We start from the raw sequence: 16,228 nt of genomic DNA, 5'->3' as shown, positions 1-16,228 counted from the left end.
CGCCCCCCCCGCCCGGCGTGTGCTCGCTCCGCCCTGGGGGCCTGTCCGCGCCCCCCCCCCCCCCCCCCCCCCGACGGTTCATGACGTCACATCAGGGAGTGGACGTCACATCAAGGAGTGAGCTGCCAGCGCGCGATGTGGCCGACGTCGATCGACGCGCGGTCCTGGACGCGCAACTTCCAGGTGCCGTCGACCGGTTGGGCGGAGGCGTCGACGACGAAGGTCTGGTCGACGTTGTCGGCGGAGCCGCCGCTGCGGTTGAGCAGGGAGTAGACGGTGCCGTCGGGGCCGACGAGATCGACCGTCAGGTCACCGCGGAAGGTGTGCACGATGTTGACGTACACCTCGGTGGCCGACGAGGCGTTGCCGGGACGGCCGCTGATGGTGACCGGCGACTCCACCGCCGCTCCGGCGTCGGGTATGTCGACGCGGGCCGAGGAGGCGTAGACGTAGGCGACACGCCAGTCGAAGGCGACGGTGACCGAAGCGCCCGTGCCGTCGGTGACGGTCACGGTGACCGCGCTGGTGCCGGTGGTGGTCGGCACGCCGGAGATCAGGCCCGTCCCGCTGAGGGAGAGACCGTCGGGCAGGCCGCTCGCCTCGTAGGTGAGGGCGGAGCCGGTGTTGGTGGTGTAGGCGTCCACCTGGAGGGAGACGGCCTGGCCGACGCCGCTGGTCTGCGTGCCGATGGGCGCGACGTTCACGCCGAGGGCGATACGGGTGCCCACGTTCACGCCCGCCCAGGCGTCGGCGACGGCGAGGTAGGTCGGGGTGTAGGCGCCGAACAGGTCGGCGGCGGCCTGGAGGGTGGCGGTGCGGGCGCCGGCGTAGTTGGTGGAGGACGTCATGTACGTGGTCAGCGCCCGGTACCAGATCGCGGCGGCGTTCTCGATGCCGATGCCGGTGACGGCCTTGCCGTCGGAGGTCGGGCTGTCGTAGGCGACGCCGTTGACGGTCTTGGCGCCGCTGCCCTCGGAGAGGAGGTAGAAGAAGTGGTTCGCGGGGCCCGAGGAGTAGTGGACGTCGATGCTGCCGAGGCTCGAGCTCCAGTAGTCGCGGGAGTCGCCGTCCTTGGAGGGCTTGTCCATGTACCGCAGCGGGGTGCCGTCGCCGTTGATGTCGATCTTCTCGCCGACGAGGTAGTCGGGGACGTCGGCGGTGGTGCCGGAGTGGAACTCGACGGCGGCGGCGAAGATGTCGGAGGTGGCCTCGTTGAGGCCGCCGGACTCGCCCGCGTAGGTGAGGTTGGCGGTGGCGCTGGTGACGCCGTGGCTCATCTCGTGGGCGGCCACGTCGAGCGAGGTGAGCGGCTTGGCGTTGCCGGCCCCGTCGCCGTACGTCATGCAGAAGCAGGCGTCCTGCCAGAAGGCGTTGACGTAGTTGTTGCCGTAGTGGGCGCGGCTGTAGGCGGCGACTCCGTCGTTGCGGATGCCGTTGCGGCCGTACACGTCCTTGAAGTAGTCCCAGGTGGCCGCGGCGCCGTAGGCCACGTCCACGCCCGCCGTCTGGCGGTCGGCCGGGGTGCCGTCGCCCCAGACATCGTTGTCGTCCGTGAACAGGGTGCCGGTGCCGGAGGTGCCCCGGTTCAGGTCGTAGGTGCGCTGGCCGGCCCGGCCGGGGTCGACGAGCTGGTACGTCGAGCCGGACAGGGTGGTGCCGAGTTCGACGGCGCCGTTGTACTGGCCGGTGCCGCTGCCGGTGTGGACGTGCTCGGCGGCGAGGATCTCCTTGCCGGAGGAGGCGTCGGTGACGACGTGGAGTTCGCTCGGGGTGCCGTCGTCCTGGACGCCCTCGACCACCGTCTCCCAGGCGAGGACCGGCTTGCCCTGGCCGGCCCAGACGACGAGGCGGGGCGCTCCCTCGGTCTCGGCGCGGGCGACGTCGGCGTTCTGGGCGGTGGTGAGCGCCTGGCCGGCGGCGGCCGCGGCCGTCAGCTTGGGGGTGAGGGAGGCCAGCGTGAGGGTGGCCTCGCTCGCCTTGGTCACGGTGGTGCGGCCGTCGCGGACGTGGACGACGAGGTCGCCGCCGAGGACGGGCAGTCCGGCGTAGGTGCGCTCGTAGCGGGTGTGCGTGGTGCCGTCGGCGTCCTGGATGACGTCCTTGGCCACGAGCTTCTCGCGGTCGCCGAGGGCCAGCCGGACGGCCGTCGTGGCGGACGCGGCCTGTGCGCCGCGCACCAGCGCGGCCCGGCGGGCGGGGGTGAGGGCGACGGGGGCGGCGCCCTCGCGCGGGACGGCGGTGATCTTGGCCGGGCCGGGGTCGGCGGGGGCCGCGACGGCCGGGCCGGCGGGGGCGCCGAAGGTCAGCAGGGCGCCGACGGTCGTGAGGGCGAGGACTGCGGCGCGTCTGCGCCGGTGGAGCGGGCGGTGTCGCCGGGGCAAGGGACTTCTCCTTCTGCGACGGTCGGCCCGGGATGCGGGCCGATGTGGGGGCGGGCCGGCGGGATGGAGTCGGCCCGGACGCGCGGCACGGCAGGGCGGGCGGGTCTGCGGGCGTCCGGCTGAGGGAGGTGGGGGGTGAGTGAGAAGTGGGGGGTGGCGTGGACGCGGTCCGCGTGAAGGAACGGTGAACGTCCGGCAGCAGCGTGACATCGCACTCCCATTTTTGTCATGAGACTGCCAAGACAACGGCTGGAAATGACCATGCTCCACTGGGAGTTCACCCTGACCGGCACATCTTTTCGGCCGCTGTGATCCAGCTGTGCCCCACCTGGCCGCACGGCTCGGGCGGCGCGGCGCTGGGCCGTTCGAGTGGCCCCCGTGCGCGGGCCGTCGTAGCGTCGGAACGGAACCTCCACGGGACGCGGACAGGGCCGCTCCCCAGACCGTGCGGGAGCGGACATGCGCGGACACACGACGAGAACAGCGGTCATGCTCGCTGCGGCGCTCGGACTCACCGCGACGCTCGGCACGGCCTCGGCCGCGCCGGCCGCCTCGCCGCCCGCCGCACGGCAGACCGCGGTGCCCGTCCTGGTCGACTGTCTCTGGGACCCGCAGGTGCGGCCCGCCGACTTCATCCTGGCCTGCGGCGACGGCAACAGCCGCCTCCTCTCGCTGAAGTGGAGCCACTGGGACGCGGACTCGGCGCGGGCCACGGGGATCAACGCCGTCAACGACTGCAAGCCCTACTGCGCCGCGGGGACCTTCCGCTCGTACCGGGTGATCGTGCGGCTGGACGAGCCGAAGCCCTGGGAGAAGCGGGCCGACGTGGAGCGCTACGGCCGGATCACCCTGGAGTACACCGGGGACCGGCCGGAGCAGTTCGAGCGCGTGGTGACGTATCCGCTCTGGGACTGAGGGACGCGTCCGCCGCGGGACCGACGGTCACTCCGTCAGCCCCGCGGCCGTCGTCGCGCCGAGTTCCCAGCATGCCTCCAGGTCGGCCTTGCCGGGCTCGCCGGTGACGGTGACGGGATCGGCCGCGCGACGCCAGCCCAGGCCCGTCGTGATCGCCTCGATGCCGCGCACCGCGCCGGTGACGTCGTTGCCCCCGTGCACGTAGTAGGCGAAGGGGCGACCCCGGGTGCCGTCGAGGCACGGGTAGTAGACCTGGTCGAAGAAGTGCTTGAGCGCGCCCGCCATGTAGCCGAGGTTGGCGGGCGCGCCCAGCAGGTAGCCATCGGCTTCCAGGACGTCGGAGGCCGTGGCCGCGAGGGCGGCCCGGCGCACCACGCGCACGCCCTCGATCTCCGGCGTCGTCGCGCCCGAGACGACCGCTTCGAACATCGCCTGACAGTTCGGCGAGGGCGTGTGATGGACGATCAGCAAGGTGGCCACGGGACGGAACCCTGCCCGCTCCCCCGGCCCGCCGCAAGCAGCGCCGCTGGGCGTTCGGACGATTTTCGTGTGTTCGCGATCAGAAAGTGATTCGCGTTCTCTCTCTTTCGAACCGTCTTGCGCCAGTCCCGGAGCGCTTCACCGTCCCCCGCCGTCGTCTCCGTACGTTCGGGGCAGGAGCGGGGCCGGAGGAGCCCGGTCCCGTGCAACGGGCAGGAGGAGTCGCCTTGGCGAATGTGGAGATCTCCCTGAAGGAGACGATGACCATGATCGAGGGGGCGCTGGGCGCGGCCGTCGTGGACTACACGAGCGGCATGGCGCTGGGCACGCTCGGCGGCGGCAAGGAACTCGACCTCAACGTCGCGGCGGCGGGCAACACCGACGTGATCCGCGCCAAGGTCCGCACCATGGAGCACCTCGGGGTGACGAGCGACATCGAGGACATCCTGATCACCCTCGGCAGTCAGTACCACCTCATCCGGCTGCTGAAGGGCCGCCAGGGCAGCGGTCTGTTCATCTACCTCGTCCTGGACCGCGAGCGCTCCAATCTCGCCATGGCCCGCCACCAGTTGAAGCGGATCGAGACGGAGCTGGAGGTGTAGACGGACCTCCTCGGCGGCTTCGCATGCCCATGATGTGAAAATTTCTTCAACTCGGCACATCCACATCAGTGCATCAGCGGGGTGTGCGGACCCCTCAGTCGCCAGGATCGACACGACGCAGGACCAAGTAGCGGCAGGGAGCGTGCGACCGACCATGCAGGTGCCCCTCTACCAGGCCAAGGCCGAGTTCTTCCGCATGCTCGGCCACCCCGTGCGCATCAGGGTCCTCGAGCTGCTCCAGGGCGGCCCGGTGGCGGTACGGGACCTGCTCGCCGAGATCGAGATCGAACCGTCCAGCCTCTCCCAGCAGTTGGCCGTGCTGCGCCGGTCCGGGATCGTCGTGTCGATCCGCGAGGGCTCGACCGTCAGTTACGCCCTCGCCGGCGGCGACGTCGCCGAGCTGCTGCGGGCGGCCCGCCGCATCCTGACCGAACTCCTCGCCGGACAGAACGAGTTGCTGGCGGAGCTCCGTCAGACGGATGAGCCGTTGACCGCGTCGCGGGGCGGGCCCAGCCGCACCTGAGGCCGCCCCGTGGCCGCACCCGGGCCACAGCCGCCCCTCGCCGCGCTCGACGTACCTCGACGCACCCCTTCCGCCGCATAGAAATATCCACCACCATGCATATGCCCCGTCGGCATGCGGCCGGCGGGGGGCCTCACACGGAGCCGGCGATGAGCGATCGGATGTGGGCGCGCGGCGTGGAGTGGCTCGCCGCCGCGGCGAGGGACCCTCGGGTCTGCAAGCGGGAGTGGGACCAGGGCGACGGGATCGCCCTGCTGGAGGCGGGCCGCTTCTGGGACGTGCTCAGCGTGCCCGACCGGCTGGGCCTGCTCACCATGGACCTGCTGTGGCGGCCGTCGCTGCCGCTGCCCGGGCCGACGCTGGTGGACACCGCGGCCGGGCGGGTGGGGTTCTTCCTGCCGCCCGATCCGGACAGCCGCTGGATCGGGGCGGGACTGCGGCACGCGCGCCGGGGGTCTTGGGTCGTGGTGCCGCCGCCGTACCGACCGGGCCGCTCCCTGGAGTGGTTGGTCCCCCCGGACGGCACCGGCGCCCTGCACGCCCCCGGCCCCCTGGAACTGGCCCTGCGCGAGGCCAACGGCACACTGACCGCACTGACTCCACCGCCGGGCGGGTGAGGCCTCGCCGAGTCGGGGGCGAGTCGTGCGGCTCGGGGGTCAGTCAGGGGCGCGTCGGTGGGGGTGTTCAGGGTGTTGGTGTGCCGAACCACTTGTGCAGGTGCGGCAGCAGCTCTTCCTGGTGCTCGCCGGCCCACGCCACGTGGCCGTCCGGGCGGAGCAGGACCGCGGGGACGTCCAGTTCCTCGCTGACGTCGATGACGTGGTCGACCCGGTCCGTCCAGCCCGTCGCCGAGAGTCCGCCGGTCTGGTCGAGCAGCAGGCCCCGGCCGCCGTGCATCAGCTCGTAGAGGCGGCCCCGCTTCAGTTCCACGTCCCGCAGCCGCCGGCCGAGGAGTTCGTGGCCCTCGCCGAAGTCGTAGCGGACCCCGACCGCGGTGATCATCCCGGTGACGTACCGGTTCACCTCCTCGAAGTCCATCAGCTTCGAGAACAGCTCGCGCAGCGCGGTCGCGCCCGGGTCGGTCCCCAGGAGCGTGATCTGCGCGCGGGTGTTCTCCAGCACGCGGGCCCCCACCGGGTGCCGTTCGGCGTGGTAGCTGTCCAGCAGGCCTTCCGGGGCCCAGCCGTGGACCGCGGCGGCCAGCTTCCAGCCCAGGTTGAACGCGTCCTGGATGCCGAGGTTGAGCCCCTGCCCGCCGGTCGGCGGGTGGACGTGCGCCGCGTCGCCGGCCAGCAGCACCCGGCCGACCCGGTAGCGCTCGGCCTGCCGGGTGGCGTCGCCGAACCGGGAGAGCCAGCGCGGCGCGTGCGCGCCGAAGTCGGTGCCGGCGACGGCCCGCAGCCGCTCGCGGAACTCGTCGAGGGTCGTCGGCGCCGTGCGGTCCTCGGCCACTCCCTCGGCGGGCACGACGACGCGGTACAGCCCGTCGCCGAGCGGCGCGGCCCCGAACCGCAGCTGGGTGGTGCGCACTCGGGCGACGACGGCCTCGATCGTCGCCGGGTCCTCGGTCAGCTCCATCTCGCCGAGCAGCGTCTCGACGGTGGCGGGCTCGCCCGGGAAACCCACGCCGAGCGCCTTGCGCACCGTGCTGCGGGCGCCGTCGCACCCGACGAGGTAGCGCGAGCGCAGCCGGGCGCCGTCCGCCAACTCGACGGTCACGCCGCCCTCTTCGTCGGCCGGACCCACCCCGTCCCCCGCGTCGGGCCGGCTCAGCCCGACCACTTCGCAGCCGCGCCGGATCTCCGCGCCGAGTTCGAGGGCACGCTCGGTCAGCAGCCGCTCGGTGATCGGCTGCGGGGTGGCCAGCCCGTACGGGTGCGCCGTGTCCAGCCGCTCCGGCCACGGCTTGACGATGCCGCCGAAGAGCCCGCCGACCTGGAACTTCTCACTGACCGCGAGGAACCGGTCGAGCAGTCCGCGCTGGTCCGTCATCTCGACGCTGCGCGCGTGCAGGCCCTGGCCCCGGGACTGCCCGGTCGGCTCGGTCAGCTTCTCCAGCACGACCGTGTGCACGCCGTGCAGCCGCAGCTCCGCGGCCAGCATCAGGCCGGTCGGCCCGCCGCCGGCCACGATCACGTCGATCATGAGTCCCCCTTGTTCCCCTCGGGTGTTGCCTTCGGGTGTTTCCCTCGGATGCGTTCCCGCAGGTCCTGGCTTCGGTCGCAGATTCTGCGCCACCGACCGGGCCTTGCCGCAAGCCCCCCGGTGCGCTATACGTTGAGAGTGGCGAGGAGCGGATGAGCTCCTTGCCCTTTGTTTTGTCCGGGAGCCGGAAGCCGGGAGCCGGGACCAGGCAGACCGGGTGACCGGGCAGGCCGGGCGGAGTCGGTTTCCGGACGGAACCGAGCGGACCCAACTCGTCTGATCCCTACGGCAATTCCGACACTCACCGCAGAACCGCTCAACTACCGATCACTTTCGGAGTCAAGTCTCACCGGACCGGGCGAGATCGATCAACGACGGTGTGTACTGTGCTGCGGGTGACCGGCCGGAACGCCGGGCCCCGCCCCTGCCCTCCCGCTCCCCGGAACGTCCGACCCTTCCTGGAACCGAATCGATGATCGAATTACCGGACCTGGTGGCCGGCGGCCTCGCCGTCGGGACACTGTCCGCGCTCGCCCTCGGCGGCGGACTGCTGCGGTCACGACGGCAGCAGACCCGGCAGCGAGCGGAGATCGCCGCACTGCGCACCCAACTCGACGGCTCCTTCAGGTCGTTCACGGCGGAGATCGAGCATCTCGCGGCGCGGCGCGTGCCCGCCGCGGCCCGTCAGGTGGCCCATCCGCACGTCGACGTGCCCGGCCCGCTCCAGCCGCTGACCGTCGGCACCCCCGTGGGCATCGCCCTGGAGAACGTGCTGCTGGCGCTCCAGGGCGAGGTCGTCGAACAGCGCACCCGGGTGGACGCGGCGGCGCAGGCCGGCATGCGCGGCGCCACCCGGGAGATCCAGGCCGCCCTGTACCGGCTCCAGGACGCCCTGCGCGGTCTGCAACAACGTTACGACGAACCCGAGTTGACCCAGACGCTGTTCGAACTCGACCACGAGAACGAGCAGTCGCTGCGCCGCGCTCAGGTCGCCGCCGTGGTGTGCGGGGCCTGGGTGGGGCTGGCGCGCGAGGAGTCGCACCTCGTGGACGCGGTCACCGGCGGCCAGGCCCGGCTCGCCGGCTACCACCGCGTGCAGATCCACAACCATCTGGAGCCCGGCACGGCCCTCGTCTCGCACGCGGTCGAGCCCGTCGCCATCATCGTCGCCGAACTCCTCGACAACGCCCTGCGGCACTCCTCGCCGGACACCGACGTCGTGGTCAGTCTCCAGCACGTCCACCACGGGGTGTGCGTCACCGTCGACGACGCGGGCCTCGGCATGACCCGCGACGAACGCGACCGCGCGCAGCGGCTAGTGGCCGGGGACACGCCCATCCTGCTGACCGACCTGGGCGATCCGCCCCGGATGGGCCTCGCCGCGATCGGCCGGCTGACCCGGCAGTTCGACCTGAGCGTCGACGTCTCCTCGGCCTCCCCGTACGGCGGGGTGCGCGCGGTGCTGCGCGTCGGCACCCACCTGCTGAGCCACCTCGACCCGGCCGACCGCCCGCCCGCGGCGAGCGCCCCGCGCACCACCCGCACGCCCGGCAGAACGGACGCCTCCCGCACGACGACGGCCCCGACCCCGACGACGGCCCCGACCCCGGCCTCGGCCTCGGCCTCGGAGGAACCGACCACCCCCGCCCACGCGTACGGCACCGAGGGCGACGCCCAGGACACGCCGTCCGACCACGGCCCCCGCGACGCCGACGGGCTGCCGCAGCGCCGCCGCCGCTCCCGCGCCGCCGCCCCGGCGGAACGGCCCGCCCCGGCGGAACAGCCCGTGGCGCGACGGCCGGAGCGCAGCCCGGAGGAGGCCGCGGCGGCGCTGGGCGCGCTCCAGTCCGGAACGGCGGCGGCCCGCGCCGGTGCCGCACCCGCCGACGCTCAGGACGGCCCGGCCGACCCCACCGACGCCACACAGAACATCGACATCTCGCAGCACACCGAGCACACCGAGCACCCCGACGACCACACAAGCCACACCGACAACGCAGACCACGCAGACCACGCAGACCAAGAAGGAGGAGCGGCTCGATGACCAGCCGCAACACGGGCGACACCGCATGGGTCCTGGAGCCGATCCTCCAGGTGCCCCACGTGGTGGCCGCCGTGATGCTGACCCGCGACGGGCTCGTGACGGGGTACACCGACGCGCTGTCGCAGCCGTCGGCCGAGCGGGTGGCCGCGATCACCAGCACCGTGCAGGGGGCGTGCCGGACCGCGGCGGCGGCGTTCGCCGACCGGGAGCGGGCCGAGGTGCGCCAGATCGTCATCGAGTCGGACCACGGCTACGTCCTGATCGTGCCGACGGACCACGGCACCTGCGTGGCCGCCTACGGCGACGGCGAGGTGCGTCTCGACCTGCTGGCGCACCGGGTGCACTCGCAGGTGGCGCGGCTCGGCGAGAAGGCCATGACGGCCGCGCCCCGAGGAGCCGACGACAACGCTCCGGCATGACCGGCCGCCCGGCCGGCCGTCCCCTGGTGCCCGCGTACCTGTCGACCGGCGGGGTGGCCAGGCCCAGCCGTCCCCAGCTGGAGCGGCTGTCGGTGCTCTACCGCAGCGACGAGCCCCCGCCGCCCGCCGCACCCCCCGGGGCGCCGTCGGCGGGGCTGCCCGCCGCCGGGCCGCCGGCAGCCGGGCTCGCCCTGCTGGACGCCCTGGAGGGCGGCTCGCTGACGGTGGTGGAGGCGGCGGCGCTGCTCCGGCTGCCGGTCTCGGCGGTGCGCGTCCTCGCGGCCGATCTCGCCGACCGGGACCTCGTCCGCATGCGCGCGCCGATCCCGCCCGCCGAACGCTTCGACCCCGACCTGCTGAAGAGAGTGGCCGATGGCCTCCGCGCCCTCAAGCACCCCTAGCGCCCGTCCGGCGGATCACGCCGGAGACGTCCATCTCCCCGACACCGCACGGGACTTGGTGAAGATCCTCGTCGCGGGGCCGTTCGGCGTGGGCAAGACGACCCTGATCGACTCGGTGTCCGAGATCCGGCCGCTGCACACCGAGGAGCACCTCAGCGAGGCGTCCGCGGACGTGGACGACCTGGCCGGGGTGCGGGACAAGGCGACGACGACGGTCGCCATCGACTTCGGGCGGATCAGCCTGCCCGGCGGGGTGGTGCTGTACCTGTTCGGCACGCCCGGCCAGGAGCGCTTCCGCTCGCTGTGGGACGACATCGCCTACGGGGCGCTCGGCGCGCTCGTCCTCGTCGACAGCCGCCGGCTGGACGCGTCGTTCGACGTGCTGGGGCTGGTGGAGGACAGCGGGCTGCCGTACGCGGTCGCCTTCAACGCGTTCCCGGACGCGCCCCGCCACTACGGCGAGGAGCGGCTGCGGCGGGCCCTGGACCTGGAGGCGGGCACGCCGATGGTGACGTGCGACGCGCGGGACGCGAACTCCTCGATCGACGCGCTGCTGGCGCTGGTGGACCATCTGATCGCCCGTGACCCGGCGGAGGCCCGGTGACCGCCTATCCTCCGGACCGGCACGACTTCTCCCGGTCGGCCCCCGTGCGGCTGTGGGAGGACGGCTTCGCGCCGGACCCGCACCGCTACTACGCGGCCCTGCGCGCCCAGGGGCCCGTCGGCTGGGCGGAGTTGGCGCCGGGCGTGCCGGCGTACGTGGTCACGGACCGGCGGGCCGCGCTGGAGGTGCTGCACGACACGGAGGCGTTCTCGCACGACCCGCGCGCGTGGGAGGAGACCGTCCCCGCCGACTCGCCGGTGCTGGGCATGATGCGGTGGCGGCCCAACGCCCTGTTCGCCGACGGCGCCGCCCATGTCCGCTACCGCACCACCCTGATCGACGTGTTCGACCTGGTGGAACCGCACGATCTGCGGGCGCGGGTGCACCGCGCGGTGCGGCTGCTGGCCGGCCGGTTCGGACCGCGCGGTGAGGCCGATCTCGTCGCGGAGTTCTCCCGGCCGCTGATGGCGCTGGTGCTGAACGACCTGTTCGGCCTCCCGGACAGCCAGGGCGACCGGCTCGACGCGGGCCTCGGCAAGATGATGGAGGGCGGCGCCGACGCCGTCGAGGGCGAGGCGGAGTACGCCGGCTACGTGCTGGAGCTGATCGCGGCCAAGGCGGAGCAGCGCGGCGACGACCTGCCGAGCCGGCTGCTGGACCATCCGGCGGGGCTGACCCGCGAGGAGGTCACCTGGCAGGTGTTCCTCACCCTCGGGGCGGGGTACGAGCCGACCGCGAACCTGGTGTCCAACACCCTCTCCCGGATCCTGGGCAACCCGGACTACTACTCCACCCTCACCAGCGGCGCGCGTCCGGTGATGGACGCGGTGGTGGAGGTGCTGCACCACGAGACGCCGCTGGCGAACTACGGCGTCTACTACGCGCGCCGGCCGGTGTCCTTCCACGGGGTGTGGCTGCGCACCGCGGTGCCGGTGGTGGTGTCGTACGGGGCGCTCGGTCACTTCGCCGAACGGGACGACTCAGGCGGCCGGCGCCCGAACGACGCCTCGCATCTGTCGTGGGGCGCGGGGCCGCACACCTGCCCGGTCAAGCAGCACACGCTGCTGCTGGTCACCGAGGCGATCGAGCGGCTCACCCAGTGGCTGCCCGACCTGGACCCGGTGCTGCCGCGCGAGCGGCTCAGCTGGCGGCCGGGTCCGTTCCACCGTTCGCTGACCGCCCTGCCCGTCCGTTTCAGTCCACGCTCCCCCGACCAGCCAGGAGTTCCGTCGTGACCGTGACCGACCGCACCGACCGCACCGACCGCTTCGTCCTCGACCCGCTGGGCGGCGACATCCCGGCCGAGAGCGCCCGGCTGCGCGCCCTCGGCCCGCTCGTCCCCGTGGAGCTGCCGGGCGGCATCCCGGCCTGGGCGCCCACCGGGTACGACACGCTGAAGGAGCTGATCCTCGACCCGCGGGTCAGCAAGGACCCGCGCCGGCACTGGCGGCTGTGGCCGGAGATCGGCGAGCACCCGTCCTGGGGCTGGATCCTCGGCTGGGTGGGCGTGGTCAACATGCTCTCCACGTACGGCGCCGATCACGCGCGGCTGCGCAAACTGGTCGCGCCGAGCTTCACGCACCGGCGTACCGAGGCGCTGCGGGAGCGGGTGGAGGCGATCACCGCGGAGCTGCTGGACGAGCTCGACGAGCGCGGCGCGGACGGTGCCGCGGTCGATCTGAAGGCCGCCTTCGCGCACCCGCTGCCGTTGCGGATCATCTGCGAACTGTTCGGTGTGCCGGAGGAGTTGAGGGGGGCCACGGCCCGGCTGATCGCGGCCATCATGGACACCTCCGACCCGAGCCCGGAGCACGCCGCGTTCGTGCAGGAGCAGATCGGCGCGGTGCTCGGCGGGCTCGTCGCGCACAAGGTCGAGCATCCCGGCGACGACATGACGACCGAGCTGATCCGGGTGCGCGACGAGGACGGGGACCGGCTCAGCGACGAGGAGCTGGTGTACACGCTGCTGCTGGTGATCGGGGCCGGGTTCGAGACGACGGTGAACCTGATCGGCAACGCGGTGGTGGCGCTGCTGGAGCGGCCCGAGCAGCTGGCGGCGGTGCGGGCCGGGAAGACCGGCTGGGACGCGGTCGTGGACGAGACGCTGCGGGTGCACCCGTCGATCGCCTCGCTGCCGCTGCGGTTCGCCGTGAGCGACCTGAAGGTGGGCGGCGTGACGATCCCGGCCGGGGACGCGATCATCACGACGTACGCGGCGGCGGGGCTGGACCCGGCGCACTACGGGGCGGACGCGGACGTCTTCGACGCGGCGCGGGGCGCGGACGACCATTTGGCGTTCGGGATCGGGGTGCACCGGTGCATCGGCGCCCCGCTGGCCCGGATGGAGGCGCTGACGGCGCTGCCCGCGCTGTTCGACCGGTTCCCGGAGCTGCGGCTGGACGCCGGCGACGAGGGGCTCCGGCAGGTGCCGTCGTTCATCGCCTTCGGCTGGCAGGAGATCCCGGTCCGCACGCGCGCGTGACGGCGCGCGGGGGTCGACCGGTCCCCCGTTCCGGTCGCACCCCCGCGGCTCCTCGAACTTACGTGCCGGGCGCTCCGCTTGGGAATCGTGCTGATGCCCGCTCGGGCTCCGCGAGGACTCACCTGTGCACAGGTGAGTCCGGATGGCCCTATTCCGCCTGGTGCAGGGCGGGCCGGTCGAGGGCTCCCGTGGTCAGACAGGCGAGGACGACCTCGTAGAGATCGCTGCCGGCGGCCAGGAGCTGGCGTTCCAGGACGGGTTCGGCGCTGCGGACGTGCTCGCGGACGGTCTGGGCGTGCACGCCGAGCAGGTGGGCGGCCCGTTCGGCGTTGCCGCCGGCGGCGATCCAGGCGCGCAGGGTGCGGCGCAGGTCCCGGCTGTCGCTGTCGAGGCGGGCGAGGAGGTCGTCGGCCCAGGTGTGCAGGGCGGGCGAGGCGAGCACGTCGTCGAACCGGGCGGGGGCGGCGGGGCCGGACTCGGCCTGGCCGAACTGGGCGTTGAGGGCGAGGTGGACGCCGGCGCGGACGGTGAGGTCGGAGAAGTCGGCGCCGAGGTAGCTCTCGACGCGTTCCATGCGGGCGCGCACGGTGTTGCGGCTGACGCCCATGATCTTGGCGGCGTTGACGGCGGTGAACTCCAGGCCGAGCCGGGTGGTGGCGAGGAGTTCGGCGCGGGTGTGGTGCGGGAGGGCGTCGAGCGGGCGCAGCAGCCGGGTGGTCCAGGCGCGCAGCACGGCGGGGTCCATCAGGCGTTCGGGGTGGGTGCGTTCGGCGTAGACGGCGGTGTGGTCGGGGCGGAAGCGGGCGACGGCGAGGGCGCTGACGGCCTGTCCGTAGGCGGTGGCGGTGTGGGCGAGGCTCTGCGGGGCGCTCCCGCCGAGGTAGGTGCCGGGCCGCCGGCCGCACAGGCCGCGCAGTTCGCCGCCGGCGGTGTCGCAGGGGGTGACGACGATGACGTGGCCGTCCATGGCGGGGCAGCGCACGACGAGGGCCCGGTCGCGGGTGGCGGCGAGGCAGGCCTCGGCGAGCCGGTCGCGTTCCTCGGGGGTGCTCTCGACGACGTACACGCTCGCGATGTCGGTGTCGAGGAGGCCTGGCCACAGTCCGGCGGCGACCCGGCGGGCGGCGACGGTGTCCTCGACCATGAGCAGCTGGAGGATGGCCAGCCGCAGGTCGGATGTGGCGCGAGCGAGGCGGTGTCCGGTGGCGGCGGTGCGTTCGGCGCGCAGCAGGAGTTCGAGGGCGGCCGCGGTGTGGGTGACGACGTCGGAGGCGCGCCGGTCGAAGGGGGCCGTGCGGGCGACGGTGAGCACGCCGACGGCGGCGGGCGGCGGGAGTTCGACCCGGACCAGCCGCAGGTGGCGGCCGTCGCCCTGCCAGGCGGCGGAGGCGATGCGGCCGGCGAGGACGTCCGCGGTCAGCCCCGCGTCCTGCGGCACGGGCCGTCCGGCGAGCGGGGCGCCGCTGTCGTCGCACAGGGAGACGGTCGCGTCGACGGTGGCCGCGAGCCAGTCGACGATCCTGCGGACGTCGCGTCCGCTGGGGCGCAGATGGTCGAGGAGTTCCTGCGCCCATGTCGGATCGGCGTCTTCCGTCCTGTGCCTGTGACGGTACTCGTCGTCCCGGCCGCCAGCCATGTCGGCGCTCTCCTGTCCCTCAGGGCCCGCTGCGGGCCGAACCAGTCATATCGGTCGGGGACGTTACCTCACCTGCGTGTGCACGCCGCCGGGGTCCGTCGCGCGGGGCGGGGCCCGCCGGGAACGGGCGTAAGCGGCCGCTCGGCACAGATCGCCGCCGGCCCTCGTGGCGTACGATGTGGACGTCCACCGGGGGCGCGACCTCGCAGGTCAGCGGCCCCTTCGCAGTCGACCTGGAGCGTCTGCCGTGGCCAATCTGCGCGCCGCACAGAAGGAGATGACCCGCCGGCTGCTGCTGTCGACGGCGCTGGAGCTGTTCGAGAAGCGGGGCTACGCGGGGACGACGGTCGACGACATCGCCAAGGCGGCGGGCACCACTCGGGTGACGTTCTACGCCTACTTCCCCTCCCGGGCGGCGCTGATGAAGGCGCTCGTCGCGGAGCTGGACGAGCTGCTGGGGCGCGGGGAGCCGGAGGCCGGGAGGCTGGCGGGCGTGATCCGCCGGGGCGACCGGGACGGCATCGAGGCGTGGCTGCGCGATACGGCGCGGCAGTGGCCCCGGATCCGCCCGTACGTCCTGGCCGCGCACGAGGCGGCGGTGGTCGAGCCGGAGCTGCGCAAGCTGGTGGACCAGTGGTTCGAGGAGGTCGTCGCCGAGATGGAGGCGGGGCTGACGCGGGCGGGCCGCTTCGATCCGGCGTCCCGGCACATGCGGGGCTTCCTCGCGCTGACGCAGCTGGACCAGCTGGCCAGGCATTGGATGCGGCACGGCTGGGACACGGACTCCGCGGTGGCGCTGACGCTGCTGGCGGACAGCTGGACGCACCTGCTGGGCGATTCCGGCCCGGAGAGTCCGTGAGCCCGAGGGCCCGCGCGGTGCCTTCCGCCCGGCACGGCATAAGCTCGGGCAATGGCGAAGTACTACGACGTGCACCCCGACAATCCCCAGCCGCGCACCATCGGACAGGTCGCGGCCGCCATCCGGGAGGACGCGCTCATCGCGTATCCGACGGACTCCTGCTACGCGCTCGGCTGCCGGATCGGCAGCCGGGACGGGGTCGACCGGATCCGGGCCATCCGCGAGCTCGACGACAAGCACCACTTCACCCTCGTGTGCCAGGACTTCGCGCAGCTCGGCCAGTTCGTGCGGGTGGACAACGACGTGTTCCGCGCGATCAAGGCGACGACGCCCGGCAGCTACACGTTCATCCTCCCGGCGACGAAGGAGGTGCCGCGCATGCTCCAGCATCCGAAGAAGAAGACGGTGGGCGTGCGCATCCCCGATCACGTCGTCACGCAGGCGCTGCTCGCCGAGCTGGGCGAGCCGCTGCTGTCGAGCACCCTGCTGCTGCCCGGCGAGGAGGAGCCGATGACGCAGGGCTGGGAGATCAAGGACCGGCTCGACCACGTGGTGGACGGGGTGCTGGACTCCGGGGACTGCGGCACCGAGCCGACGACGGTCATCGACTTCTCCGGCGGCGAGGCGGAGATCGTGCGGCACGGGGCGGGGGACGCCTCGCGCTTCGAGTGACCCACGCGAAGGCAAAGGGCCGGTATACGGGGCGGGTGGCCCGCGCGGCCGGACGGATGGTGCGT

General features: G+C 73.2%; 16 protein-coding genes. 12 read left to right on the top strand and 4 right to left on the bottom strand.

Going from position 1 to position 16,228, the window contains the following annotated elements:
* Positions 1-110: 110 nt before the first annotated feature.
* Entirely contained in the window at positions 111-2,381 is a 2,271-nt protein-coding gene (locus ACFYX4_RS28045) for a M4 family metallopeptidase (RefSeq protein ID WP_389339097.1), read from the bottom strand.
* Positions 2,382-2,840: 459 nt separating this feature from the next.
* Between ACFYX4_RS28045 and ACFYX4_RS28040 the strand changes: the two genes are divergently transcribed.
* Positions 2,841-3,296 carry a hypothetical protein gene (locus ACFYX4_RS28040; RefSeq protein ID WP_389339095.1) on the top strand — a complete coding sequence of 152 codons (456 nt, stop codon included), beginning with the start codon at positions 2,841-2,843 and terminating at the stop codon, positions 3,294-3,296.
* Between the two features lie 27 nt (positions 3,297-3,323).
* On the opposite strand, the gene ACFYX4_RS28035 is transcribed toward ACFYX4_RS28040, so the two are convergent.
* Positions 3,324-3,776, bottom strand: a complete 453-nt coding sequence (locus tag ACFYX4_RS28035) for a flavodoxin family protein (RefSeq protein WP_389339093.1) — start codon at positions 3,774-3,776, stop codon at positions 3,324-3,326.
* Positions 3,777-4,003: 227 nt separating this feature from the next.
* Between ACFYX4_RS28035 and ACFYX4_RS28030 the strand changes: the two genes are divergently transcribed.
* The 3 genes from ACFYX4_RS28030 (at position 4,004) to ACFYX4_RS28020 (ending at position 5,518) form a co-directional block, all read left to right on the top strand.
* The gene (locus ACFYX4_RS28030) at positions 4,004-4,378 is read left to right on the top strand and encodes a hypothetical protein (RefSeq protein ID WP_389339091.1); all 375 of its coding nucleotides are present in this window, start codon (positions 4,004-4,006) and stop codon (positions 4,376-4,378) included.
* A gap of 154 nt (positions 4,379-4,532) precedes the next feature.
* Complete coding sequence (locus ACFYX4_RS28025) at positions 4,533-4,901, top strand: ArsR/SmtB family transcription factor (protein WP_389339089.1); 369 nt, start codon at positions 4,533-4,535, stop codon at positions 4,899-4,901.
* 149 nt (positions 4,902-5,050) lie between these two features.
* Positions 5,051-5,518: a hypothetical protein gene (locus ACFYX4_RS28020; RefSeq protein WP_389339087.1), complete on the top strand. Its 468-nt coding sequence runs from the start codon at positions 5,051-5,053 to the stop codon at positions 5,516-5,518.
* 67 nt (positions 5,519-5,585) lie between these two features.
* Here ACFYX4_RS28020 and rox read toward each other — a convergent pair whose 3' ends face one another.
* A complete protein-coding gene (rox, locus tag ACFYX4_RS28015) occupies positions 5,586-7,046 on the bottom strand; it encodes a rifampin monooxygenase (protein ID WP_389339085.1) in 1,461 nt (486 codons plus the stop codon).
* A gap of 472 nt (positions 7,047-7,518) precedes the next feature.
* Here rox and ACFYX4_RS28010 point away from each other — a divergent pair, with 472 nt between their 5' ends.
* Genes ACFYX4_RS28010 through ACFYX4_RS27985 form a run of 6 tightly spaced genes read left to right on the top strand, consistent with a single transcriptional unit; the run spans position 7,519 to position 12,996 of the window.
* Entirely contained in the window at positions 7,519-9,090 is a 1,572-nt protein-coding gene (locus ACFYX4_RS28010) for a sensor histidine kinase (protein WP_389339083.1), read from the top strand.
* Positions 9,087-9,509, top strand: a complete 423-nt coding sequence (locus ACFYX4_RS28005) for a roadblock/LC7 domain-containing protein (RefSeq protein WP_389339081.1) — start codon at positions 9,087-9,089, stop codon at positions 9,507-9,509. Before ACFYX4_RS28010 ends, ACFYX4_RS28005 begins: the two co-directional genes overlap by 4 nt.
* Positions 9,506-9,910 (top strand): DUF742 domain-containing protein, encoded by a 405-nt coding sequence (locus ACFYX4_RS28000; protein WP_389339079.1) that lies wholly within the window; start codon positions 9,506-9,508, stop codon positions 9,908-9,910. The genes ACFYX4_RS28005 and ACFYX4_RS28000 overlap by 4 nt, the downstream gene beginning before the upstream one ends.
* Positions 9,882-10,514 (top strand): ATP/GTP-binding protein, encoded by a 633-nt coding sequence (locus tag ACFYX4_RS27995; protein ID WP_389339077.1) that lies wholly within the window; start codon positions 9,882-9,884, stop codon positions 10,512-10,514. The genes ACFYX4_RS28000 and ACFYX4_RS27995 overlap by 29 nt, the downstream gene beginning before the upstream one ends.
* Entirely contained in the window at positions 10,511-11,749 is a 1,239-nt protein-coding gene (locus ACFYX4_RS27990; RefSeq protein ID WP_389339075.1) for a cytochrome P450, read from the top strand. Before ACFYX4_RS27995 ends, ACFYX4_RS27990 begins: the two co-directional genes overlap by 4 nt.
* Positions 11,746-12,996 carry a cytochrome P450 gene (locus tag ACFYX4_RS27985; RefSeq protein ID WP_389339073.1) on the top strand — a complete coding sequence of 417 codons (1,251 nt, stop codon included), beginning with the start codon at positions 11,746-11,748 and terminating at the stop codon, positions 12,994-12,996. The genes ACFYX4_RS27990 and ACFYX4_RS27985 overlap by 4 nt, the downstream gene beginning before the upstream one ends.
* 148 nt (positions 12,997-13,144) lie before the next feature.
* Here the strand turns inward: ACFYX4_RS27985 and ACFYX4_RS27980 are convergent, their stop codons facing one another.
* Complete coding sequence (locus ACFYX4_RS27980) at positions 13,145-14,632, bottom strand: helix-turn-helix domain-containing protein (RefSeq protein WP_389339071.1); 1,488 nt, start codon at positions 14,630-14,632, stop codon at positions 13,145-13,147.
* 247 nt (positions 14,633-14,879) lie between these two features.
* Here ACFYX4_RS27980 and ACFYX4_RS27975 point away from each other — a divergent pair, with 247 nt between their 5' ends.
* Positions 14,880-15,491: a TetR/AcrR family transcriptional regulator gene (locus tag ACFYX4_RS27975; protein WP_389339069.1), complete on the top strand. Its 612-nt coding sequence runs from the start codon at positions 14,880-14,882 to the stop codon at positions 15,489-15,491.
* 51 nt (positions 15,492-15,542) lie between these two features.
* A complete protein-coding gene (locus ACFYX4_RS27970) occupies positions 15,543-16,163 on the top strand; it encodes an L-threonylcarbamoyladenylate synthase (RefSeq protein ID WP_389339067.1) in 621 nt (206 codons plus the stop codon).
* Positions 16,164-16,228: the final 65 nt, after the last annotated feature.

It is taken from the genome of Streptomyces sp. NPDC002328 (assembly GCF_042890065.1).
Taxonomy (GTDB): domain Bacteria; phylum Actinomycetota; class Actinomycetes; order Streptomycetales; family Streptomycetaceae; genus Streptomyces.
The sequence above is the reverse complement of the archived record's forward strand: the minus strand, read 5'-3'. Positions and strand labels throughout refer to the sequence as shown.